Origin of the sequence: Kitasatospora sp. NPDC058478 (genome assembly GCF_042720345.1) — a bacterium.
Classification (GTDB): Bacteria; Actinomycetota; Actinomycetes; order Streptomycetales; family Streptomycetaceae; genus Kitasatospora.
In genome coordinates, this window is record NZ_JBHXML010000023.1 from 1 (window position 1) to 20,999 (window position 20,999).

Genomic DNA, 20,999 nt, shown 5'->3' on the forward strand with positions numbered 1-20,999 from the left:
GTTTCTACCTGCGGGGCCGGGGGGGGTGCCGGCGCCCCGCCCCCGGCCCGCGCCGCCCCCCCCCCCCGCGGGGGCGGGGGGCCGACGGCGGCTCAGCGGGAGCGGAAGAAGCGGTCCACCGTGCGGCGGCCGGCGGCGACGGCGTGCACCGGTTCGCCGACCACCCGGCCGGCCTCGGCTTCGGCGCGGATGGCGTCGGCGCGTTCGGTGCGGCCCCCGGTCGCGTCCCACCGCTCGGCCTGGGCCCGCTCGACGCGGGGGAGGAGGCGGTGGCCCAGCGTCCACGTGATCAGGAAGAGCAGGGTCAACCCCAGGGCCAGCATGAAGGGTTCGGGCTCAAGCGGTCCGAGTTCGATGTTCATGCAAACCTCCCTTTGCGGCTGACGGTGAGTCAACCGGGAGGCTTCCCAAGGATGATGGGGGTCGAACTTTACCTGAACATGACCTGCGTCACTGTCCCGTGACGGACTGTCCGCCGACGCCAGGCCCGGACCGCGCCGGGCCCGGGCCGTGGCGCCGGGCCTCAGGTCACCTCGCCCCGGCGGGAGAACCGCTCCTCCCGCCACTCCCCGCCGGCCAGCACCTCGGCCAGCTCCCGGGCCGCGTCCCAGACGTCGGTGTACGAGAGGTACAGCGGGGTGAAGCCGAACCGCATGAGGTCGGGCGCACGGAAGTCCCCGATCACGCCGCGCGCGATCAGCGCCTGCACCACCGGGTAGCCGTCGGCGTGCCGCAGCGCGACCTGGCTGCCCCGCCGGGCGTGCTCGCGCGGGGTCACCACGTCGATCCCGTCCAGGCCCTCGACCAGTCCGATGAACAGGTCGGTCAGGGCCAGGCTCTTCGCCCGGACGGCGGCCGGTTCGGCGCGCTCCCAGACGTCCAGGCTCGCGCCCAGTGCGGCCTGTCCGAGCAGTGACGGCGAACTGGTCAGGAAGCGTCCGATGCCCGGCTTGGGGTCGTACCCGGGCTCGAAGGCGAACGGGCGGGCGTGCCCGAACCAGCCGCTCAGCGGCTGCCGCGGGCCGGCCGCCAGGTGCCGCTCCGCGGCGTACAGGAAGGCCGGCGAACCGGGGCCGCCGTTCAGGTACTTGTAGGTGCAGCCGACCGCGAAGTCCGCGCCCGCGGCGCCGAGTTCGACCGGCAGCGCGCCCACCGAGTGGCAGACGTCCCAGATCATCAGCGCGCCCGCGGCCTGCACCCGGGCGGTGATCCCGGGCAGGTCCAGCAGCTCGCCGGTGCGGTAGTCCACGTGCGAGAGGACGACCGCGGCGACGTCGCCGTCCAGGTGCCGGTCCAGCTCCTCCGGCCGGACCAGCACGCTGCGCGCGCCCTCGACCAGGCCGGTGGCGCCCTCGGCGATGTACAGGTCGGTCGGGAACGCCTCGCCGTCGCCCAGCACCGTGCGCCGCCCGGGGCGCAGCCGCAGCGCGGCGACGAGCACCTTGAACAGGTTCACCGAGGTGGTGTCGCAGACCACCACCTCCTCCGGGCCGGCCCCGACCAGCGGGGCGATCCGCCGCCCCAGCCGGTAGGGCTGCTCGAACCAGCCGGCGTCGTTCCAGCTGCGGATCAGCTCCCGGCCCCACTCCTCCTCGACCACCTGCCGCACCCGCTCCGCGGTGCGTACCGGCAGCGCGCCGAGCGAGTTCCCGTCCAGGTAGACCACCCCGTCCGGCAGGGCGAACTCCTTGCGGAACGCCGCCAGCGGGTCGACGGCGTCCAGCGCCGCGCACTCCTCGCGCGTGACCATGCCCATCCCCTCGTTCACAGCTCGTCCCGGATCGTCCACAGCTCCGGGAAGACGTCCTGCTCGGCGGACCTGCGCAGCCAGCTCAGCCCGCTGGAGCCGCCCGAGCCGGGCTTGCCGCCCATGGTCCGCTTGACCGCGGACAGGTGGCGCTGGCGCCAGCGGGTGACCCGCTCGGCGACGTCCAGCAGCGCCTCGGCGAGCGGCTGCAGGTCGGCGTGCTCCGGGTCGGTGTAGACCAGGCGCCAGGCCGCGGCGACCTCGTCGCTGGCGCGGTAGCGCTGCTCGGAGGGCTCCGGGTGCAGCGGCAGGCCGTGCCGGGCCAGCAGGGCCAGCGCGTCGTCGTACAGGCCGGGGGAGCGCAGGGCCTCGGTCAGCTCGGCCTGCGTCCGCGGCATCCCGTCGTACATCGCGAGCAGTGCGGCGTTCTTGTTGCCGAGCAGGAACTCCAGGTGCAGGAAGGCCGCGGACTGGAAGCCGGAGGCCTGGCCGAACTCCGCGCGGAAGCCGTTGAACTCCTGCGGCGTCATGGTGGCCAGCAGGTCCCAGGACTCCACCAGCACGTCCTGCGCGTGGGTGCCGCGCCGCAGCGCGGCCAGCGCGGTGGGCAGGTCGTCCTCGCGCAGCGCGCGCTGGGCGAGCGTCCACTCGTGCCGCAGCAGGTCGAACAGCAGCTCCATCACCTGCGTGGTGACGATGAACGACAGCTCGGCCGGCACCTTGCTGCGCGGGTGCTGCAGGCTGTGCAGCTCGTCCAGGCACACGTAGCGGGCGTACGGGGTGCCCCGATCCGGCTCCCCGCGCCGACCGAACGACAGGCTGGGCGTCTCCACCGTGTCGTGCCCCATCCCGATTCCTCCTGATCCACCCGGGCCCGTCGCCCGGACCGGCGACCAGACGGACGGCCTGGTTCCACCGGGGTGCCCATTGTGCGGCGGTGCGACCCCCCGGTTGAATGGTCGACGGACACCGCAACCGCGATCCGGGCTGTCGTTCGCGAGGCGTTCGGCCGATTCGCTTTACGATCGCGAAACCACCCATTCCAGTCACTCCGGGAGCCGCCATGGACGCCGTCGACCGCCGCCTGCTGGCCGAGTTGCAGACCGACGCCAGGCTCTCCTACAACGAACTCTCCCGCCGGGTGAGCCTGTCCGCACCCGCGGTGGCCGAACGGGTCCGCCGACTGGAGTCCGACGGCGTGATCACCGGGTACCACGCCCACGTGGACCTCAGCCGGGCCGGACTGCCGATCACCGCGCTGGTCCAGATCCAGTGCTACGGCCCGCGCTGCGTGCTGCGCGACCCCCAGGTGGCCGCCTGGCCGGAGGTGCTCCAGCTGCACCGGGTCACCGGCGGGGCCTGCTGCGCGCTGCTGGTCGCGGTGCCCACGATGGCCGATTTCGAGGCCCTGTGCGACCGGCTCGGCGGCTACGGCCAGCCGTCCAGCTCGATGATCCTCTCCAGCCCGGTGCCCTGGCGGCCGGTGGTCGCGCCCGCCGGGGCGTAGCGCCGTGGAGCCGTAGCGCCGTCGCCCCGGCGTGGCGCCATGGCGCCGGCACGGCCGCCGAGCGGCCCGGGGCCGGAACGGTAGGTTCCTCGGCATGCCGAACGAGCGTCACATCCTGCTGCTGCCCGGGAGCCTGCGGGCCGGTTCCACCAACGAGACCGTGCTGCGCACCGCCGCCGCCGTGGCCGCCGCCACCCCGGGCCTGCGGGCCACCTACTACGCGGGGCTGGCCGGCCTGCCGCACTTCAACCCGGACCACGACACCGACCCGCTGCCCGGGCCGGTGGCCGCCCTGCGCGCCGCCGTCGAGGCCGCCGACGCGCTGCTGGTCTGCACCCCCGAGTACGCCGGGACGCTGCCCGGCTCCTTCAAGAACCTGCTGGACTGGACGGTCGGCGGGACGGAGATCGCGGACAAGCCCGCCGGCTGGATCAACGCGGCCGGCCCGGGCCGGGGTCAGGGCGCGGAGGCCACCCTGCGCACCGTCCTCGGTTACACCGGCGCGGCCGTGGTGGACGGGGCCTGCGTCCGCATCCCGCTGGACCGCGGGGCGGTCGGCCCGGACGGGCTGGTCGCCGATCCGCTGGTGCGGGAGCGGATCGGCGAGGTGCTGGCCCGGCTGGCGGCCGCCGCGGTCTGACGGGCGGCGGCCGGGCTCAGTGCCCTTCGGGCATGTGCACCCCGAGCCCGGCCAGGCCGGTCAGGAACAGCTCCACGCCGACCGCCGCGAGCAGCAGCCCGAGCAGCCGGGAGAGCACCTCCAGCGAGGTGCGGTGGGTGCGCTGCATCAGCGGCGCCAGCAGGGCCACGCAGACGTAGTTGATCACCACGACCGCGAGGTAGGCCCCGCCGATGGTGGCCTTCCAGCCCCAGTCGTTGCGGGCGAGCGAGGCGACCAGCACGGCGGTGACCGCGAGCGGGCTGGCGATGTACGGCAGCAGCAGTTCGCGGATGCCGTCCACCATCGGGTTCGGCAGGTGGTCGCCGTCCTCGCTCTCGCCGCCGAGGTGGACGCCGAAGACCAGCGCGACCGCGTAGATGAAGAAGATCGCCCCACCGGCGAGCTGCAGCGACTGGTCGCTGATGTGGAAGAGCGTGGTGACCTCGTCCGCGGTGAAGCCGAGCACCAGGCCGATCACCGCCGAGATGACCGTGCTCCACGCCGCCAGCCGCCGCAGTTCCCGGGTGCTCCGGGTGGAGGCCAGCCGGGCGAAGGCCAGCAGGACCTTGGGCGGTCCGACCACGGCGAAGAAGGTGATGAAGGCGCTGCTCAGATTGAAGACGAACATGCGCCAAGCATGACCGCGGCGGCTGGTGCGGCCGCTCCGCCACGCCACGCCCCGCGGTCGGGCGTGGCGTGAATCTCGTCGGGGGGCGGTTCATTCCCGGTCGCCGACGAATTCGCCCGGATGGCCGTCCCGGCTCGAACGGGTGCGCGCTCTCGGCTCCCATGGAAGTCGGATCACCTGCCCGGGAGCGAGGATGCGACATGTGTCTGAACCGTAAGGACCTGGGCCTGCTGGCCCTGCGCGGCGCGGTCGGCGGGGTGCTGATCGCGCACGGCACCCAGAAGCTGTTCGGCTGGTTCGGCGGCGGCGGCCTGGAGGGCACCGCCCAGGCGATGGAGCACATGGGCTTCCACCCCGGTCGGCAGAGCGCCATCGCGGCGGGCGCCGGTGAGGCGGGCGGCGGCGTGCTGCTGGTCGCCGGGCTGGCCACCGGGGCGGCCGGCGCGGTGGTGGCCGGGACGATGGCCGGCGCGGTGGCGGTGCACGCCCCCGGGGGCTTCTTCGCGACCTCCGGCGGCTACGAGTACCCGGCCTTCCTCGGCGCGGCCGGGTTGGCGCTCGGCCTGGCCGGTCCGGGGCGGTACTCGCTGGACCACCTGACCTGCCACGTCCTCGACCGGCCGTGGATGGGCCTGGCGGCCTTCGCGGGGTCCGTCGCCGGGGCGTACGGCGTGGTGGCGCGGCGCCGGCACGTGGTGCGGCTGCGCGAGGAGCGGGCCGCGATGGAGGCGGACGCGCAGGAGGGTTCGGGGCTGTCCTGACGCGCCGGCGGCCCCAGGTCCTGTCCGGGGGCGGCCCGCGCCGGCCTGCTCGCCCGGGTCACCCGGAGGCACCAGTCCTGCTGGCGGCCCCCGGGCGGCCCTCGGAGGGTGGGCGGGGAGGCGTGCCGGGCAGCCCGGCGCCGAGGCAGAAACGAGGGACCGCATGGACCGCCTGGACCGCATGGACCGCCAGCCGCTCACCCGGATCGGTTCGAGGCCGCGGGTCACCGCGCGGCACCTGGACGCGCCGCCGGTGCGCCGCCAACGCCGGTCGGTGGCCGGGGTGTTGGCCGCCACCATGGTCGCCGCGGTGGCGCTGGCGGGCTGCTCCTCCGGAAAGAGCGCGAGCAGCGTGGCCACCTCGGCCTCCGCTGCGATCGAGCGGGGCGCCTCGGCCGCCGCGTCCGCCGCCTCGGCGCTGGCCTCGGTGGCGGGCGGGGCGGGGGCGGTGATCGCCTCGGCGGAGGCGCGGGCCTCGGCGGCGGTGTCGGCGGCCTCCTCGGCGGTCTCCGGGATCAAGGGCGGGCTGGACGCCAAGGGGGACGTGGCCGTCGGGGCGGTGAGCACCGGCTCGGACGGCAGGGCGCAGGTGGAGCTGACCGTCACCAACCACGGGCAGCAGTCGTACCGGTACGTGATCCAGGTCGACTTCACCGACGACTCCGGCTCGGTGCAGGATGCGACCGCGGTGACGGTCCAGGACGTGGCGGCCGGCCGGAGCGCCCAGGCCACCGCGCGCAGCAACCGGGACCTCTCGGGCAGCCTGAAGGCCGTGGTGGCGAACGCGCTGCGCTACTGACTCCCCGCTACTGGCGCGCAGGTCAGCGCGGGTGTCCGGCGGGGGCCGAACCTTAAGCGCGGCTCAAGGCCCAACGGGACCCCTTGACGGGGGAGTTGGTCTAGTCCATTTTTATTGCCCAGGTGCAGGGAGCCCCTGAACCGGCGTCAACGGCCTCGTGCCGCGGGCGCCGGTTCGGCACATCCCGGTGTCCGTCCAGGCCCGATCCCGCTGATCCCGCTCGATTCCCCGCACGATTCCCCGCACTGAGCTGTCATGTCCCGGTCGCCCGACCCCACCTCGGGCGCATCCCCACGGGACGACGCAAACCCCCACAACCAGGAGTCACGCACCCATGCTGCGTTCACGCATTGAAAGGGCCGGGACCCCGGCTCCGACGGGCGGCCGTCGACGCCGCCCGAAGAGCCTGGCCGCCGTCGCGGCCGGCACCGCCGCCTCCGTGCTGCTCGGCGCGGGCCTCGCGCTGACCGGCGGCGCCGCGGCCAACGCCGCGACCACCAACACCACCGGCGCGGCCGCCACCAGCGGCGGCATCAAGGTCGCCTACTACGACCAGTGGTCGGTCTACGCCAACGCGTACTACCCGAAGACGATCCAGGACACCGGCGTGGCCGGGAAGCTCGACTACCTGATCTACGATTTCGGGAACATCCACCCGACCGACCTGGGCTGTTTCGAGGCGACCAAGGCCGCCGACACGAACGACAACAACCCCAACGCGGGTGACGGCGCGGCCGACGCGTTCGCCGACTACCAGAAGAGCTTCGGCGCGGACATCTCGGTCGACGGCGTCGGCGACGTCTGGAACCAGCCGATCGCGGGCAACTTCAACCAGCTGAAGAAGCTGAAGGCGAAGAACCCCAACCTCAAGATCCTGCTCTCGCTGGGTGGTTGGACCTACTCCAAGTACTTCTCGCCGGCGGCCGCCACGGACGCCTCGCGCAAGCACCTGGTGTCGTCCTGCCTCGACATGTTCATCAAGGGCAACCTCCCGAGCGACGCCGGCTACGGCGGCCCGGGCACCGGCGCCGGTGTCTTCGACGGCATCGACATCGACTGGGAGTACCCGGGCGGCGGCGGCCACACCGGCAACATCTCCAGCCCGGCCGACAAGCAGAACTTCACGGCGCTGCTGAAGGAGTTCCGCACCCAGCTGGACGCTCAGGGCAAGGCCGACAACAAGACCTACGCCCTGTCGGCGGCGGTCGGCGCCGGCCAGGACAAGATCATGAACGTCGAGACCGACAAGATCGGTCAGTACCTCACCTTCCTCGACGTCATGACCTACGACATGCACGGCGGCTGGGACGCCCAGGGGCCGACCAACCACCAGGCCGCGCTCTACGCGGGCCCGAACGACCCGTCGACCCCGGTCAAGCCGGGCCACGGCAAGTACTCGATCGACAACGCGATCAAGGCGTGGACGGTCGGCGACGCGGACTACGGGATCCCCGGCGGCTTCCCCGCGAACAAGATCAACATGGGTGTGCCGTTCTACTACCGCGGCTGGACCGGCGTCCAGAACAACGGCAAGAACGGCCTGTTCCAGCCCGCCGCCAGCCCGGCGACCGGCGCGGCGATGTCCGGCAACGTCCCCGGCATCCAGATGTACAAGGAGCTCGCGGGCTTCGTCGACAACCCGTCCAAGACCTTCTGGGACGACGACGCCAAGGCCACGTACTTCTACGACGGCAACACCTTCTGGAGCGGTGAGGACACCCGGTCGATCCAGGCCAAGCTGGACTACGCGCACTGCAACGGCCTCGGCGGCTCCTTCGCCTTCTCGCTGTACGACCTGGGCACCAAGACCGGCCTGTTCGACACGATGGTGAACGCCACCAACGGCTCCGCCGCCGGTTGCCCGGCCCCGCCGACCGGCACCCCGAGCAGCACGGCGACCCCGACCCAGACCCCGACCGGCACGCCCACGGGCACGCCGACCGGCACCCCCACGGGTACCCCGACCGGTACCCCCACCGGCACCCCGACCTCGCCGGCCGGCTGCCCGGCCGCCCCGAGCTGGGACGCCAACACCACCTACGCGGCCGGCGGCACCAAGGTCTCGTGGAAGGGCCACTACTACACCAACAAGTGGTGGACCAAGGGCGACGACCCGAGCCAGGGCGGCCAGTGGGGCGTCTGGACCGACAACGGCGCCTGCTGACCCTTCGGGCGGCACGAGCTGAGGGCCTGACGGACCTTCGCAGCACCTGAACCAAGCAGTCCGGCCCGCCGGGGGAGCACCCCCGGCGGGCCGGACTCGTTGCGTTTCGGGGGCGCGACCCGGGCGTGCGATCCGGGAGTGCAACCCGGGCGCGCGACTCAGGCCGGGTCGGCGGTGCGCCCGGGCGCGTCCGGCCGGCTCTCCTCGATCCGCCGCAGCATCCGCGCCAGCATCGCGGACAGCACGGCCCGCTCCTCGCCCGTGACGTCCTGGAGCAGCTCCTCCTCGAACACCGCCGCCATCCGCATCGACTCCAGCCACTTGTCGCGGCCGTTGTCGGTGAGCTCGATGATCACCCGGACCCGGTTGGTCTCGTCGCGCTCCCGGGTGACCAGGTCCTCGGCCACCATCCGGTCGATCCGGTGCGTCATCGCGGCCGGGGTGAGTCCGAGCCGCTTGGCCAGCTCGCCCGGTCCGAGCTGGTACGGGCTGCCGGAGACCACCAGTGCCTTGAGCACCTCCCACTCGGCGGCCGTGATTCCCAGCACAGTCAGCTGCCGGTCGTAGGCCACGCCCATCCGTCGGGCGACCCGGGACAGGGTCTGCACGATGGTCTCCACCTGGGGGTCCACGGTGGGGAATTCCCGCTGGTAGACGGCCACCTGCTCGGCGATGCCGAGCTCCCTGGCGGTGGCCGGCGCGGGCTTGTCCGTAGTCATGCGGACCAGTGTCGCACGGAGGCGTGAATCCCTTAAGCCTTTGACTCAACACTCTTCCGGTGCTAAGACTTTATCTTGTCAAACTTTAGCTCTGAAATCTTCTGGACCTTAAGAGTATCCAGTTGAATCCAGGAAGGGATGTGCACGGTGGCCGGCACGGTGAAGCAGCAGAGGCGGCAGCGACGCGGGGCGGGCGGCCCGCTGCGCCGCGTCCAGATCGGCAACGCGCTCAGCGCGTTCGGCAGCGGCTTCACGATGCCGTACATGTTCGTGTACGTGGACCAGGTGCGCGGACTGGGTTCGCTGGCGGCCGGGATGGTGTTCACCGTCTTCGCGCTGGCGGCGCTCGCCGTCCTCCCGTTCACCGGTCGCGGCATCGACAGGTACGGGCCCCGCCCGGTCCTGCTGGCCGGCACGGCGCTCGCCGCCACCGGCGCGTTCGCCTTCGGCCACGCCACCGGCACCCCGGCCCTGCTGGTCTCCTCCTTCCTGTTCGGCGCGGGTGTGACCACCTGCCAGCCGGCGCTCGCCACGATGATCGTCCGCTGCTCGACGGCCGCGACCCGCTCGCACGCCTTCGCGCTCCAGTTCACCCTGGTCAACCTGGGCATGGGCATCGGCGCCCTGGTCGGCGGCCAGATCGTGAACGTCGCCGACCCGGCCAGCCTCACCCGGCTGTTCACCATCGAGGCGGCGACCTTCCTCGGCCTGGCCCTGGTCACCGGCACCGCCCGGATGCCGGCCAACCCGCTGATCCCCCTCCAGGAGAAGAGCGACGGCCCGACCGGCCTGCGCGCGCTGGTCGCCGACAAGGCGATGCTGCGGCTCTGCGCGCTCGCCGGGCTGATCTTCTTCACCTGCTACGGCCAGTTCGAGTCCGGCGTCGCGGCCTTCGCCACCGACACCGTCGGCACGCCGCCCTCCACCCTGGGCTTCGCGATCGGCGCCAACGCGCTGACCATCGTCGTCCTGCAGATGTTCATGGTGCGGATCACCGCGCGCCGCCGCCGCACCACCGCGATGGCCGCGGCCGGCGTGGTCTGGCTCGGCGCCTGGGCGATGGCCCTGGTGGCCGGCCTGATCCGGACCGAGACCATGGCCGCCACGGTCGCGATCGTCTCGATCTACGCGCTGTTCGGCGTCGGCGAGTCGCTGCTCGCGCCCACCATGGGCCCGATCGTCGCCGACCTCGCCCCGGCCCGGCTGCTCGGCACCTACAACTCCGGGTACGCCCTGGTGAAGCAGATCGCCATCGCGGTCGGCCCGGCCGTCGGCGTGCTGCTGGTCGGCTCCGGCACCTGGCCGCTCTACCTCGCGGCCATGGCGGGCTCCACGCTGCTGGTCGTCGTCCTGGCGCTGCGGCTGCGCCCGTACCTCACGCCGGAGCAGGACAACGCGGCCCCGGCCGTGGTCCGCACCACGGTCGTCCGGGAGCTGCAGACGGCGGCGTGACCGCCGACGGGGGGCTGCGGGCGGCGGCGTGACCGCCGATCGAACAGGCGTGCCGACGGGCGCCGACCGGGTCACCTGGCCGGCGCCCGTCGCGCTTGGCTTCGCGACCACCGCCACATAGTGTCAGTGGCTGTTGGCCGCCCGGCCCGGTCGGTACAGGAGACCCGGCCGGCACAGGAGACAGGCGAATCGGCGAGGCAATGACGCAAGCGGCGCTCACGCACCCCCCGGCGGCCCAGGCCCCGGCCCCCGCCGCCCCGGCACCGGCCCGGGGCCGGCTGCTCCGCCTGTCGGCCGACTGGTCCGGCTGGCTCGGGCCGATCGGCGTCGCGCTCTTCGCCGGCCTGCTGCGGTTCTGGAACCTCGGCTACCCCAACGCCTTCGTCTTCGACGAGACGTACTACCCCAAGGACGCCTGGTCGCTGCTGCGGCAGGGCTACGAGGGCAGCTGGCCGGACCACGCCAACACCGACGTCCTGGCCGTCCCGCAGCACATCCCGCTCACCTCCGCGCCCGAGTTCATCGCCCACCCGCCGCTCGGCAAATGGGTGATGGCGATCGGCGAACAGCTGTTCGGCATGCACCCCTTCGGCTGGCGGTTCATGACCGCCCTGCTCGGCACCGTCACCGTGCTGATGCTCGCCCGGATCGGCCGCCGGCTCTTCGGCTCCACCCTGATCGGCTGCACCGCGGCCCTGCTGATGGCCGTCGACGGCCTCCAACTGGTGATGAGCCGGGTCGGGCTGCTCGACGGCATCCAGATGTTCTTCGTGCTCGCCGCCTTCGGCAGCCTCCTGATCGACCGCGACCACGTCCGCGCCCGGCTGGCCGGCGTCACCGACGGCGACCGCGCCCGGCTCGGCCTGCGCCCCTGGCGGATCGCCGCCGGGGTGCTCCTCGGCGCCGCCTGCGCCGTCAAGTGGAACGGCGCGATGATCCTCGCCGCCTTCGGCCTGCTGACCGTCCTGTGGGACCAGTCCGGCCGCCGCGGGGCAGGCGCCCGCCGCCCCTGGCGCTCGATGCTGCGCCGCGACGCCGTCCCCGCCTTCCTCGCCATGGTCGGCTCCGCCCTGGTGGTGTACGTCGGCGCCTGGGCCGGCTGGCTCGCCAGCGGCGGCAACGGCGAGGGCGGGTACGACCGGCACTGGGCCGACGGCCGCCCCGGCCTGTCCCCGGACACCTTCCTCGGCGTCCCGCTGCCGCAGGTGTCGATGAGCTGGGTGCCCGCGTCGCTGCGCAGCCTGTGGCACTACCACTCGCAGATGTACGACTTCAATACCGGGCTGAGCACCCCGCACACCTACCAGTCCAACCCCTTCAGCTGGCTGGTCGTCGGCCGTCCCGTCTCCATGTACTGGGAGCAGGTCCCGAACGGGCAGCACGGCTGCACCGCCACCGGCGGCTGCGCGTCCCAGATCCTCGGCCTCGGCACCCCGCTGCTCTGGTGGACGGCCTGCTTCGCCCTGGTCTACCTGCTGTGGCGCTGGTTCTTCCGCCGGGACTGGCGCTCGGGCGCCGTGCTGTGCGCCGTCGCCGGGATCTACCTGCCCTGGTTCCAGTACCAGGAGCGGACCGTCTTCTCCTTCTACATGGTCGTCCTGGTGCCGTTCCTGTGCCTGGCCGTCGCGCAGATGCTCGGGGCGATCCTCGGCCCGGCCGGGTGCAGCCCCGAACGCCGCCGGATCGGCGCGGCCGGCGCCGGGCTGATCGTGCTCGCCATCGTCGCCTGCTTCGCCTTCTTCTACCCGCTGTACACGGCGGAGGTGATCCCGATGACGTCCTGGCAGGACCGGATGTGGTTCACCAGCTGGATCTGACACCGGTGCCCCTGTCCGCCGCGGGCGGTCAGCTGCTGCCCGTCACCCCGATGCTCGGGGTGGTCACCGCCGTCCTGCTGCTGGCCGCCGTCGCGGTGGCCGGCCGGGGCCTGCTCGGCCACGGGCACGCGGTGCTGCGGGCCGGACTGCGCGCGGTGGTGCAACTGGCCGCCGTCGCCGCGGTGATCAGCTGGGTGGTCGGCTCGCTCTGGTGGTCGGCGCTGTTCGTGCTGCTGATGTTCACCGTCGCGGTGCGCACCGCCGGGCGGCGGATGACCCCCGGCCCCGACTGGGTCTGGGCGGCCGCGCCGATCGGCGCCGGCGTGCTGCCGGTGCTCGCCCTGCTGCTGGCCGTCGGACTGCTGCCGGCCAAGGGCCTGTCCGTCATCCCCGTCGCAGGCATCCTGATCGGCGGCGCGCTCACCGCCACCTCGCTGGCCGGGCGGCGCGCCCTCGACGAACTGCGGCAGCGCCGCGGCGAGGTGGAGGCGGCCCTGGCGCTCGGCTTCGAGGACCGCGACGCCCGGCTGGAGATCTGCCGCACCGCCGCCGCGACCTCGCTGGTGCCCGCTCTCGACCAGACCCGGACGGTCGGCCTGGTCACCCTCCCCGGCGCCTTCGTCGGCATGCTGCTCGGCGGCGCCTCGCCCGTCCAGGCGGGGGCGGTGCAGTTGTTCGTGCTGGTCGGGCTGCTGGCGGTGGAGTCGGTGGCGATCGTGGTGGTGCTGGAGCTGGTCGGCCGGGGGTTGGTGAGCGCGGGCCGGTGAGCGCGGGGGCTGGTGAGCGCTGGACCGGGCCGCCTTGGGTACTGGACGCGGTCGGGTACCCTTGAGCACGTTGAAGGGGAGTAGCCCTCCACCGGACCGTCGACATACTGGCCCTCACGGGCCCGGCGCCCGGGGCACCCGATCCTCCGGGGTCGGTGCCGGCGAGACCTTCGGCCGCAGTGCTGTGACCATGACCAGTGCTGTCGGGCCGAAGCGTCCCCTGACGGACCTGCGGAGGCCGGGCAGCCCGACCGAGGGACCCTTTCTGATGAGTTTGACCGTGGCCGCGCTGACGTTCGGCATCATCTTCCTGGCCGAACTGCCGGACAAGACCGCGCTGGCCAGCCTCGTACTCGGCACCAAGTACCGTGCCAGCTACGTCTTCGCGGGTGTCGCCGCGGCGATGGGCGTTCAGGTCGTCCTCGCCCTCGCCGCCGGGCACCTGCTCTCGCTGCTGCCGCACCGCTGGGTCGAGGGCGTCACCGGCGTGCTGTTCCTGGCCGGTGCGGCCATGCTGCTCTTCCACGGCGGGGGCGACGACGAGGAGGGGCACGCCGCCAAGGAGCCGTCCTCGAACAGCTTCTGGAAGGTGGCCGGGGCCAGCTTCTTGGTCGTCGCGGTCGCCGAGTTCGGCGACCTGACCCAGATCATGACCGCCAACCTGGCCGCCAAGTACGCCGATCCGCTGGCCGTCGGCCTCGGCGCGTGGCTGGCGCTGTGCGCGGTCGGCGGGCTCGCCATCGTGGGCGGGCAGAAGCTGCTCAAGTACGTGCCGATGAAGCTGATCATCCGGGTCGCGGCGGCGATCATGGTGGTGCTGGCGGGCATCAGCATCTTCGGGGCGATCACCGGCTGACCCCTTGTCCGCGGGGCTCAGCAGCCCGGGTCGGCCTCCAGGGCGGCCCGGGTCTTCGGGCCGTAGACGAAGGTCTCGCCCTTGATCCGGTTGCTGGTCTGGTAGTCGCCGAGCACCGACCGGGTCCAGAAGTCGAAGGTCCCGGTGATCATCGACTTGTCGACGTATCCGCACTCGGCCGCCCACAGCCGCTGCTGCATGTCCTTGACGTCGGCGCCGGTCATCCCCATCTGGAGCACCCGGGTGGTCGGGGTCGGCGTCGGGGTGGGGGTCGGGGTCGGCGTGGGCGTCGCGGTGGTGGGGGTGGGCGTGGGTGTCGGGGGCGGGGTCGGGACGGAAGCCGGGGCCGGGGGAGCGGCGACCGGGGCCTGGGTGGTCGGCGTCGGCGCCGGGGTGGCCGTCTTCGTCGGGCTCGGCTTGCGGCTGGGGGGCGACGTCGGGCTCGGCGCCTCGCTGGTCGGCGGCGGCGGCGGCGTGGCCGGGTCCGTCGGTGCCGGGGCGGTCGGCTCCACCGGCGCGGGCGCCAGGGTGGTGGGCAGCGGTTGCGCCTGCCGGGTCGTCGGTGCGGGCGAGGGCGTCACCGCGTACGCGATGCCGATGGTGAGCGCGACCAGGCCGGCGCCCACCCCGGCCAGCAGCAGCTTGTGCCGGGCCAGCGGGTTCTGCGCGGCCTGCTCGGCGGCTCTGCGCGCGGCCCGGCCGCCGACGGGCTCCGGCTCGGGCGCCGCGTGGTCGAAGGGGAAGACTCCGAGGTCGCCGCCGGACGCGGCCTGCGGGGCCGTCGCCGCCGCGTAGGCGCCCGGCCCGGAGGCGGGCACCGGCGGCAGCACGGTGGTGGCGTAGGCGTCGGCGTCCGGCCCCAGCGGGGGAACGACGGGCGGGGCGGGGTGGACGGGGGCCGGTTGTTCCGGGGCGACCGGCGGCAGGACGGTGGTCGCGAACGGGTCGACGGCGGGGACGTCCGCCACGGGCTCCTCGGCGACCTGGCCGACCGCCTGCGGCACGTACGGGCGGACCAGTGGCGGGCCTTCGAGGTGCGGGAGGACGGCCGTCTCGGTGAGGCTCGGGTCCGGGACGCAGCCGCACCCGGTGGAGCGTGCGGTGCCGCACGTCGGGCAGTGCTGGTCCGGCATCGGCCGGTCCTCCTCGGTTCTCGGGCGGTCTGCGTGCCCCGGGGCGGTTCCCGGGCTCACGATCGCGCCTGATTATGCAGGACGTCCCGGAGGGGGGACAGGGGCGTCCGGACCCGGGCGGGGGTGTTGTGCCGGTTGGTGGCGGTTGTTTCCCGAGGAACGGTCGGGGAGCGGCGGATGTCCCCGGTGCCGGCGGTCGGGTCGGTGCGGTGTGTCCTGGGTCGGTGGGTCCGGCGGCTACGTTCGGCTCAATCCGAGGGAGCAAACCGGGGCATTTCTGACAGCATGGTGAGCTGGGAGTGATCATCCGCACGGGCCCGCCGCCTCGGCCGGGGCCCGCGACCCTACGGAGCCGCCATGACGGACTCGCGCGCCGCGTCCGACCGCAGCCCGGCGTACGAGCCCGGCCCGCCGGAGGTCACCGTCCCCAACCTCTGGGTGCCGATCGGCGCCCTGCTGCTGGCGATGCTGCTCGCCGCCCTCGACCAGACCATCGTCTCCACCGCGCTGCCCACCATCGTCAGCGACCTCGGCGGCCTGGACCACATCTCCTGGGTGGTCACCGCCTACCTGCTGGCCTCCACGGCCGCCACCCCGCTCTGGGGCAAGCTCGGCGACATGTACGGCCGGAAGCGCTTCTTCCAGGCCTCCATCGTGATCTTCCTGCTCGGCTCCGTACTCTGCGGCATCGCCCAGAACATGGGCGAACTCATCGCCTTCCGCGCGCTGCAGGGCCTGGGCGGCGGCGGGCTGATCGTGCTCACCCAGGCCATCGTCGGCGACCTCGTCTCCCCCCGGGACCGCGGCAAGTACCAGGGCCTCTTCGGCGCCGTCTTCGGCGTGACCAGCGTCCTCGGCCCGCTGCTCGGCGGCCTGTTCGTCGACAACCTCAGCTGGCGCTGGGTCTTCTACATCAACCTGCCGATCGGCATCGTCGCCCTGGTGGTGATCGCCGCCGTCCTGCCCGGGCAGGAGACCAGGCGCCAGCACCGGATCGACTACCTCGGCACCGTGCTGATCGCCGCCGTCGCCACCTGCCTGGTGCTGATGACCTCCCTCGGCGGCACCACCTGGGGCTGGACCTCCTGGCAGATCGTCGGGCTCGGCGTGCTCGGCCTGGTGCTGCTGCTCGCCTTCGTCCTGGTCGAGCGGACGGCCGGCGAACCGGTGCTGCCGCTGCGGCTGTTCCGCTCCCGGACGTTCAGCCTGGTCGCGGTGATCTCCTTCGTGGTCGGCTTCGCGATGTTCGGCGCCCTCACCTACCTGCCGACCTTCCTCCAGGTCGTCAAGCAGGTCTCGCCCACCCTGTCCGGCATCCACATGCTGCCGATGGTGCTCGGCATGCTGCTCACCTCGATCGGCTCCGGCCAGATCGTCGCCCGCACCGGCCACTACCGGATCTTCCCGATCGCCGGGACGGCCGTCACCACCGTCGGCCTGCTGCTGCTCTCCCGGCTCGACGAGCACAGCAGCACCACCGAGATGAGCCTCTACTTCCTGGTCTTCGGCCTCGGGCTGGGCCTGGTCATGCAGGTGCTGGTGCTGATCGTGCAGAACTCCGTCGGTTACCAGGACCTCGGCGTCGCCACCGCCGGCGCCACCTTCTTCCGCTCCATCGGCGCCTCCTTCGGCGTCTCCATCTTCGGCAGCCTGTTCGCCAGCGGGCTGCGCGACCGGCTCGCCGACGCCCTCACCGGCCTGCCGCTGCCACCCGGCTTCCACCCCGAGGCCATCACCTCCGACCCGCGGGTGATCACCCGGCTGCCCGCCGTCGTCCAGGAAGCCGTCCACCACGCGTACGCCGAGTCGATCACCCGGGTGTTCCTGTACGCGGTGCCCGTCGCGCTGGTCGCCTTCGTGCTGTCGCTGTTCCTGCGCGAGCAGAAGCTGCGCTCCACCGTCACCGCACCCGACCTGAGCGAATCCATCGGCCTCAACCCCGTCCAACGCTCGTCGCTGGACGAGATCGCCCGCGCGCTCTCGGTGCTGAGCACCCGCGAGGCCCGGCGCGACCTCTTCCGGCGGATCACCGAGGGGGCCGGTCTGGACCTCCAACCCGCCTCCAGCTGGCTGCTGTTGCAGATGCACCACCACGGCTCGGTCGAGCCGGCCGAACTCGCCGAGCGGCGGATCATCCCGATCGCCGTCATCGAGAGCGCCGTCCGGGAAGTCGAGGGCCGCGGCCTCGCCGCCCGCAGCGGCGGGCTGCCGCTACGGCTCACCGAACCGGGGGCGGAGGCGGCCGTCAAGCTGGTCGCCGCCCGGCGCTCGCAACTCGCCGACCTGCTCGGCGACTGGGACGAGCAGCAGTACGCCGACCTCGCCGACCTGCTCACCCGCCTCAGCTCCACCCTCTGCGCCGACCGGCGCGATCGCCCGGACCGGCCCGCCCACGAGCCGCCGTACCGGGGCGAGGGGCGGTCGTTCTAGCTTGCCTTGCAGGGGGTCTGGTTGGAGAGCCAGGCGACGGCGGCGGCGAGCACGGGGTCGTCGTCCTTGCGGGGGTCGGCCGTTTCGACCGCCTCGTCCGGCTCGATCGGGCCCTCGTGGACCCGGCCGGTGCGGTCGGCCTCGGCGGCGCCGGTGAGCAGCAGGACGGCGCCGTCCGACAGCCGGTGGGCGGCGTTGCCGGTGGGCACCCCGTAGGTGGGCCGGCCGAAGCTGCGAGTGGCCGGGCGGCCGATGAAGGCGATGGCGACCGCCTCGCCCGCGCTGCCGGTCGCGCGGCCGGTGAGGACGGCGACGGGCGTTTCGGGCGCCTTGTCGTGGTGGGCGGGCGCCTCGTCGTGGCGGGTGGCGGGGGAAGCCTGCGGGGCGTCGTCCAGGTACGGCACGCCGTCGCGGACCGACCAGGTGCTGCGGGTGCCGTCCGCGGTGACGAAGGCGCCCAGCGGGCCGTCGCCGAGGATCGGCGCCGCGACGGCCAGCGGGGCCCACATCCCGCCCCCGGTCTCGCCCCGCAGGTCCACCACCCAGCCGCAGGCGCTCACTTCGGCGACGGCGGCACGGCCGCGGGCGACGTACTCGGCGTAGGTGCGCTCCGATCCGTTCACCGCCGGGAGGGTCAACTGGGCGATGCGGCCGGTGAGTTGCCGGGCGGTCGGGGTGTTCACGGCCTCCGGGTCGGCGTCGACCTTCGCCGCCTGGTCGGGCGGGTAGAAACGGCTGTGGTGGTCGTCGAGGGCGGTGACGGCGGCCCTGATCGCGGTGTGGGTGTCGGCCGGGGTGCGGGCCGCGGCCGCCTGGGCGAAGGCCTGGGTGCGGAGCTCCGGCCAGTCCACCTTCGCGGTGTTGAGGGACTTCTGCTGGATGAGGTCCAGGGTCTCCGAGAGGTAGCCGCGGGCCTCCGGGGACATGTGCTCGGGGAGCGGCGACCCTGGAACCGGCGAGGAGCACGCCGCGAGCACCAGTACGGCCGCCGTTGCGACCGTCCGTCCCAGCCGTCTCATCCGCTTCCCCCTGTGGTTCGTTCCGCTCCTGATTCTTCCTCACGGGCCGCCGAACCAGCGAGGGGTATCGAGGCGGAACGGGTCGCCGGGGGCGAGCAGGCGCAGGGCCGTCTCCACCTCGCGCAGGCGCTCCTCGCCCAGGGTGGCGGACCACTCGGCGCGCAGCTCGTCGAAGATCCGGGCCGACCGGACCAGGCAGTCCACCCCGCGGGCGGTCAGTCGGACGACCTTGCGGCGGGCGTCGGCCGGGTCGCCGCCGCGTTCGACGTAGCCGAGCTGCTCCAGGTTCTCGATGGTCTTGCCAGCGGCCTGCTTGGAGACGCCGAGCCGGCGGCCGAGTTCGACGGCGGTGGTGCCGTGCGGTCCGATCGCCTGGAAGACGAAGCCGTGCATGGGCCGCAGGTCGGGGTGGCCCTCGCGGGCGATGCGCTCGTGCAGCTCGTCGATGATCGTCCGGAAGGTGAGCAGCAGGCGCAGCGGCAACTCGAAGCCGGGCGGGGCGGGTTCGCTCGTGGGTGTGCCGGTGGGTGTGCCGGTGGGGGTGCTCGCGGGCTCGCTTGACATGGGTAGACAACCTCATTGACCATATAGACAACGCCATTGACCATCCTAGGGGGTTCCCTCGCCATGCCCGTGATCCGCCACGCCGACGCCCGCCGCACCGAGACGCCGAACGCCGTCATGACCACCTACGCCTCACCCACCCAGGGCTCAACCACCCTCGCCCTGTGGCAGGTCGACATGACGGCCGGCAAGAGCGGCCCGCTCCACGCCATGGACGTCGAACAGATCTGGACGCTGCTCACCGGCACCGCCACCGTCACCCTCCCCGACGGCCCGGTGCCCCTCACCGCCGGCGACACCCTCGTCCTCCCCGCCGACCTCGCCCGCCGGATCACCACCGCCGACGGCTTCACCGCCATCGTCGCCGGCCCGTCCCCCGCCCACGCCTACAACCCCGACGCCGTCACCCCCGAAGGCGCCTGCGGCCTCGCCCCCCGCGACGCCGAGCGCCTCCTCCCGCCGTGGATCGCCTGACCCGCGAAGCGGTCCGGACATGAGTACGGGGACGGTCGAGGATCTGCCTCGGCCGTCCCCGCCCGGTCTTGGCCGCTACTTCCGGTCGTCGATGTCGTCCGGTAGGTCGTCCAGGTTCTGCTGGCCCTGCTGTTGGCCCTGCTGCTGGGTCTGGGCGGCCTTCTGTTGGGCGTCGTCCGCCTTCGGGGGCTTGTTGCCGAGGCGCGACTTCGCCTCCTCCTCCAACTGCTCGGCCTTGTCCCGGAACTTGTCGCCGATACCCATGGCTGTGCCCCATTCGGTTGGATTTCGGGTTCTCCAACCAGGCTTGCACGCCCCCTCTCCGCCTGCACTTCGGGCAAGTTGCCGCGGAGCGTCACGATCGACAGACCCCGGATCGCCCGACCCGCGCGGTGTGAGGTGTAGGAGACTGCTGACCGCAGACAGTCACCGGACCGGCGGCCGCACCCGCGGCCCCGGCGGAGCAGAAGGGGCGGCATGTCCGTCGTCAAGATCAACGAATGTGTCAAGTCACTCACATAAGCGCTGATCGGCCGTCGTAGGAACTGCCGCCGGACGGCGAAGCCCCGCCCATGCGTCACGGGGGACGATGCATGGACGGGGCCGTCTTCGGGGTCATGCGGGCGTGGACTGCCCACCGTTGCTACCCGGGTGGTCGTTCGGCCCGTGCCTCCTCGGCCGGTAGGGCCGATTCTTGGGCGTGTACCGGTACGGGTCCGGTTGATCCGGGTAGACGGTCGCCCACTGGTCGCACCGGAAGCAGAAGCCTTGGCCTGTCTCCGGGTCGAACGCGATGGGCTGATCACACAGCGGACAGTCCACGGGTCTCCTACGCGCTCAGGTCGAACTCCCCGCACTTGACGGCGTCGGTGAACTCCGCCCACGCCTCGCGGGTCATGGTGACCACCTCACCGGGTCGCTCGCTGTCGCGCAAGGCGACGACGCCGGAGATGTTGGTGGCCACCTACGGGCAAGCCTTGCGCACCGTGTTCTGGCACGCCGCGATGGTGACGAACTCGAATTCGGGGCGGGCGGTCATTGCACTGTCCTCTCTCTCGATCTTCCTTTGCGGTCCTCACCCCCTTGGGAGGGGATTCTCAAATCCCCCAGCGGGAGCTGGCGTTGGAACAGTGCAGACGTGGAAGGGCCCTCGCATCTGACCTCACCTGATAAGGGTGGGACGGTGCGGGGGCTCTTGTTCAGCGGCGCTGGGGGCAGCCGAAGCGCCCGCTAAGAGGGCTTAGGGCCGCCTTATTGGGTGCCTTTGTTTAGCGTGTCTGGACCGAACCCGCTTGTTCAACATCCCAGTTGGCGAATCTTGGGTCTGGAAACGGCATCACACTCAGGGCGCGTGCTTCGAGCTGGGGTCGGGACCGTTGGCGGCCACGGCCGGGAACTTCCGGAGCGCCCCGCCCAGCCGGCCGGACGAGCGATCAGAACGGCGATGGTTTGGTGACGGACAGTCACGGGAAGGTCCAGGCGCGTCGGCAGCGAGCCGGCC

The 20,999-nt window shown here is 72.7% G+C and carries 21 protein-coding genes; 11 read left to right on the top strand and 10 right to left on the bottom strand.

All coding sequences use genetic code 11. The features are described 5' to 3' along the window. Positions 1-92 precede the first annotated feature (92 nt). The 3 genes from ACFWPT_RS14840 to ACFWPT_RS14850 all read right to left on the bottom strand — a co-directional run bounded on the left by ACFWPT_RS14840 (position 93) and on the right by ACFWPT_RS14850 (position 2,595). Positions 93-362 carry a hypothetical protein gene (locus ACFWPT_RS14840; protein ID WP_380370449.1) on the bottom strand — a complete coding sequence of 90 codons (270 nt, stop codon included), beginning with the start codon at positions 360-362 and terminating at the stop codon, positions 93-95. A 161-nt stretch (positions 363-523) separates the two neighbouring features. Next, complete coding sequence (gene kynU, locus ACFWPT_RS14845; protein WP_380482065.1) at positions 524-1,750, bottom strand: kynureninase; 1,227 nt, start codon at positions 1,748-1,750, stop codon at positions 524-526. 14 nt (positions 1,751-1,764) lie between these two features. After that, positions 1,765-2,595: a tryptophan 2,3-dioxygenase gene (locus tag ACFWPT_RS14850; protein WP_380482067.1), complete on the bottom strand. Its 831-nt coding sequence runs from the start codon at positions 2,593-2,595 to the stop codon at positions 1,765-1,767. 215 nt (positions 2,596-2,810) lie between these two features. Between ACFWPT_RS14850 and ACFWPT_RS14855 the strand changes: the two genes are divergently transcribed. Continuing rightward, positions 2,811-3,254, top strand: a complete 444-nt coding sequence (locus ACFWPT_RS14855) for an Lrp/AsnC family transcriptional regulator (protein WP_063347413.1) — start codon at positions 2,811-2,813, stop codon at positions 3,252-3,254. 94 nt (positions 3,255-3,348) lie between these two features. Then, positions 3,349-3,894, top strand: a complete 546-nt coding sequence (locus ACFWPT_RS14860; protein ID WP_380370457.1) for an NADPH-dependent FMN reductase — start codon at positions 3,349-3,351, stop codon at positions 3,892-3,894. 16 nt (positions 3,895-3,910) lie between these two features. Here the strand turns inward: ACFWPT_RS14860 and ACFWPT_RS14865 are convergent, their stop codons facing one another. After that, complete coding sequence (locus ACFWPT_RS14865) at positions 3,911-4,543, bottom strand: MarC family protein (protein ID WP_063347411.1); 633 nt, start codon at positions 4,541-4,543, stop codon at positions 3,911-3,913. A gap of 200 nt (positions 4,544-4,743) precedes the next feature. On the opposite strand from ACFWPT_RS14865, the gene ACFWPT_RS14870 reads away from it, so the two are divergent. From ACFWPT_RS14870 to ACFWPT_RS14880, 3 genes are all read left to right on the top strand, one after another. Further along, entirely contained in the window at positions 4,744-5,304 is a 561-nt protein-coding gene (locus tag ACFWPT_RS14870; RefSeq protein WP_063347410.1) for a DoxX family protein, read from the top strand. 163 nt (positions 5,305-5,467) lie between these two features. Next, the gene (locus tag ACFWPT_RS14875; RefSeq protein ID WP_380370460.1) at positions 5,468-6,103 is read left to right on the top strand and encodes a hypothetical protein; all 636 of its coding nucleotides are present in this window, start codon (positions 5,468-5,470) and stop codon (positions 6,101-6,103) included. Positions 6,104-6,437: 334 nt separating this feature from the next. Further along, positions 6,438-8,267, top strand: coding sequence for a glycosyl hydrolase family 18 protein (locus tag ACFWPT_RS14880; RefSeq protein WP_079135560.1), 1,830 nt, complete (start codon positions 6,438-6,440; stop codon positions 8,265-8,267). Between the two features lie 158 nt (positions 8,268-8,425). Here the strand turns inward: ACFWPT_RS14880 and ACFWPT_RS14885 are convergent, their stop codons facing one another. Next, positions 8,426-8,986: a MarR family winged helix-turn-helix transcriptional regulator gene (locus tag ACFWPT_RS14885; protein ID WP_063347409.1), complete on the bottom strand. Its 561-nt coding sequence runs from the start codon at positions 8,984-8,986 to the stop codon at positions 8,426-8,428. A gap of 159 nt (positions 8,987-9,145) precedes the next feature. On the opposite strand from ACFWPT_RS14885, the gene ACFWPT_RS14890 reads away from it, so the two are divergent. The 4 genes from ACFWPT_RS14890 to ACFWPT_RS14905 all read left to right on the top strand — a co-directional run bounded on the left by ACFWPT_RS14890 (position 9,146) and on the right by ACFWPT_RS14905 (position 13,878). Further along, on the top strand, positions 9,146-10,438 hold the full coding sequence (locus ACFWPT_RS14890; protein WP_380370465.1) for an MFS transporter: 1,293 nt from the start codon (positions 9,146-9,148) through the stop codon (positions 10,436-10,438). Between the two features lie 200 nt (positions 10,439-10,638). Continuing rightward, entirely contained in the window at positions 10,639-12,255 is a 1,617-nt protein-coding gene (locus ACFWPT_RS14895; protein ID WP_380370468.1) for a dolichyl-phosphate-mannose--protein mannosyltransferase, read from the top strand. Between the two features lie 50 nt (positions 12,256-12,305). Beyond that, a complete protein-coding gene (locus ACFWPT_RS14900; RefSeq protein WP_380370612.1) occupies positions 12,306-13,022 on the top strand; it encodes an ABC transporter permease in 717 nt (238 codons plus the stop codon). Between the two features lie 265 nt (positions 13,023-13,287). Continuing rightward, positions 13,288-13,878, top strand: a complete 591-nt coding sequence (locus ACFWPT_RS14905; RefSeq protein WP_063351072.1) for a TMEM165/GDT1 family protein — start codon at positions 13,288-13,290, stop codon at positions 13,876-13,878. A 17-nt stretch (positions 13,879-13,895) separates the two neighbouring features. On the opposite strand, the gene ACFWPT_RS14910 is transcribed toward ACFWPT_RS14905, so the two are convergent. Beyond that, complete coding sequence (locus ACFWPT_RS14910; protein ID WP_380482070.1) at positions 13,896-15,011, bottom strand: peptidoglycan-binding protein; 1,116 nt, start codon at positions 15,009-15,011, stop codon at positions 13,896-13,898. A gap of 357 nt (positions 15,012-15,368) precedes the next feature. Between ACFWPT_RS14910 and ACFWPT_RS14915 the strand changes: the two genes are divergently transcribed. Continuing rightward, positions 15,369-17,441 carry an MFS transporter gene (locus ACFWPT_RS14915; RefSeq protein WP_079135556.1) on the top strand — a complete coding sequence of 691 codons (2,073 nt, stop codon included), beginning with the start codon at positions 15,369-15,371 and terminating at the stop codon, positions 17,439-17,441. Here ACFWPT_RS14915 and ACFWPT_RS14920 read toward each other — a convergent pair. Next, positions 17,438-18,460 carry a S41 family peptidase gene (locus tag ACFWPT_RS14920; RefSeq protein WP_380482072.1) on the bottom strand — a complete coding sequence of 341 codons (1,023 nt, stop codon included), beginning with the start codon at positions 18,458-18,460 and terminating at the stop codon, positions 17,438-17,440. The genes ACFWPT_RS14915 and ACFWPT_RS14920 overlap by 4 nt on opposite strands. Before the next feature lie 39 nt (positions 18,461-18,499). Then, positions 18,500-19,024, bottom strand: a complete 525-nt coding sequence (locus ACFWPT_RS14925) for a MarR family winged helix-turn-helix transcriptional regulator (RefSeq protein ID WP_380482074.1) — start codon at positions 19,022-19,024, stop codon at positions 18,500-18,502. A 63-nt stretch (positions 19,025-19,087) separates the two neighbouring features. Between ACFWPT_RS14925 and ACFWPT_RS14930 the strand changes: the two genes are divergently transcribed. Then, entirely contained in the window at positions 19,088-19,498 is a 411-nt protein-coding gene (locus tag ACFWPT_RS14930; RefSeq protein WP_380482076.1) for a cupin domain-containing protein, read from the top strand. Between the two features lie 75 nt (positions 19,499-19,573). Here the strand turns inward: ACFWPT_RS14930 and ACFWPT_RS14935 are convergent, their stop codons facing one another. Both ACFWPT_RS14935 and ACFWPT_RS14940 read right to left on the bottom strand, forming a co-directional pair. Then, complete coding sequence (locus ACFWPT_RS14935; protein WP_063347404.1) at positions 19,574-19,762, bottom strand: hypothetical protein; 189 nt, start codon at positions 19,760-19,762, stop codon at positions 19,574-19,576. Positions 19,763-20,327: 565 nt separating this feature from the next. Continuing rightward, positions 20,328-20,462 carry a DUF397 domain-containing protein gene (locus ACFWPT_RS14940; RefSeq protein ID WP_380482078.1) on the bottom strand — a complete coding sequence of 45 codons (135 nt, stop codon included), beginning with the start codon at positions 20,460-20,462 and terminating at the stop codon, positions 20,328-20,330. Positions 20,463-20,999 lie beyond the last annotated feature (537 nt).

Bases quoted from the DNA above. Each gene is read 5' to 3' on its own strand.
- ACFWPT_RS14900 (WP_380370612.1), top strand. From the start codon at position 12,306: ATGCTCGGGGTGGTCACCGCCGTCCTGCTGCTGGCCGCCGTCGCGGTG.
- ACFWPT_RS14855 (WP_063347413.1), top strand. From the start codon at position 2,811: ATGGACGCCGTCGACCGCCGCCTGCTGGCCGAGTTGCAGACCGACGCC.
- ACFWPT_RS14920 (WP_380482072.1), bottom strand. From the start codon at position 18,460: ATGAGACGGCTGGGACGGACGGTCGCAACGGCGGCCGTACTGGTGCTC.
- kynU (WP_380482065.1), bottom strand. From the start codon at position 1,750: ATGGTCACGCGCGAGGAGTGCGCGGCGCTGGACGCCGTCGACCCGCTG.
- ACFWPT_RS14885 (WP_063347409.1), bottom strand. From the start codon at position 8,986: ATGACTACGGACAAGCCCGCGCCGGCCACCGCCAGGGAGCTCGGCATC.
- ACFWPT_RS14870 (WP_063347410.1), top strand. From the start codon at position 4,744: ATGTGTCTGAACCGTAAGGACCTGGGCCTGCTGGCCCTGCGCGGCGCG.
- ACFWPT_RS14915 (WP_079135556.1), top strand. From the start codon at position 15,369: ATGACGGACTCGCGCGCCGCGTCCGACCGCAGCCCGGCGTACGAGCCC.
- ACFWPT_RS14860 (WP_380370457.1), top strand. From the start codon at position 3,349: ATGCCGAACGAGCGTCACATCCTGCTGCTGCCCGGGAGCCTGCGGGCC.
- ACFWPT_RS14925 (WP_380482074.1), bottom strand. From the start codon at position 19,024: ATGTCAAGCGAGCCCGCGAGCACCCCCACCGGCACACCCACCGGCACA.
- ACFWPT_RS14910 (WP_380482070.1), bottom strand. From the start codon at position 15,011: ATGCCGGACCAGCACTGCCCGACGTGCGGCACCGCACGCTCCACCGGG.
- ACFWPT_RS14840 (WP_380370449.1), bottom strand. From the start codon at position 362: ATGAACATCGAACTCGGACCGCTTGAGCCCGAACCCTTCATGCTGGCC.
- ACFWPT_RS14930 (WP_380482076.1), top strand. From the start codon at position 19,088: ATGCCCGTGATCCGCCACGCCGACGCCCGCCGCACCGAGACGCCGAAC.
- ACFWPT_RS14850 (WP_380482067.1), bottom strand. From the start codon at position 2,595: ATGGGGCACGACACGGTGGAGACGCCCAGCCTGTCGTTCGGTCGGCGC.
- ACFWPT_RS14895 (WP_380370468.1), top strand. From the start codon at position 10,639: ATGACGCAAGCGGCGCTCACGCACCCCCCGGCGGCCCAGGCCCCGGCC.
- ACFWPT_RS14935 (WP_063347404.1), bottom strand. From the start codon at position 19,762: ATGGGTATCGGCGACAAGTTCCGGGACAAGGCCGAGCAGTTGGAGGAG.
- ACFWPT_RS14865 (WP_063347411.1), bottom strand. From the start codon at position 4,543: ATGTTCGTCTTCAATCTGAGCAGCGCCTTCATCACCTTCTTCGCCGTG.
- ACFWPT_RS14880 (WP_079135560.1), top strand. From the start codon at position 6,438: ATGCTGCGTTCACGCATTGAAAGGGCCGGGACCCCGGCTCCGACGGGC.
- ACFWPT_RS14875 (WP_380370460.1), top strand. From the start codon at position 5,468: ATGGACCGCCTGGACCGCATGGACCGCCAGCCGCTCACCCGGATCGGT.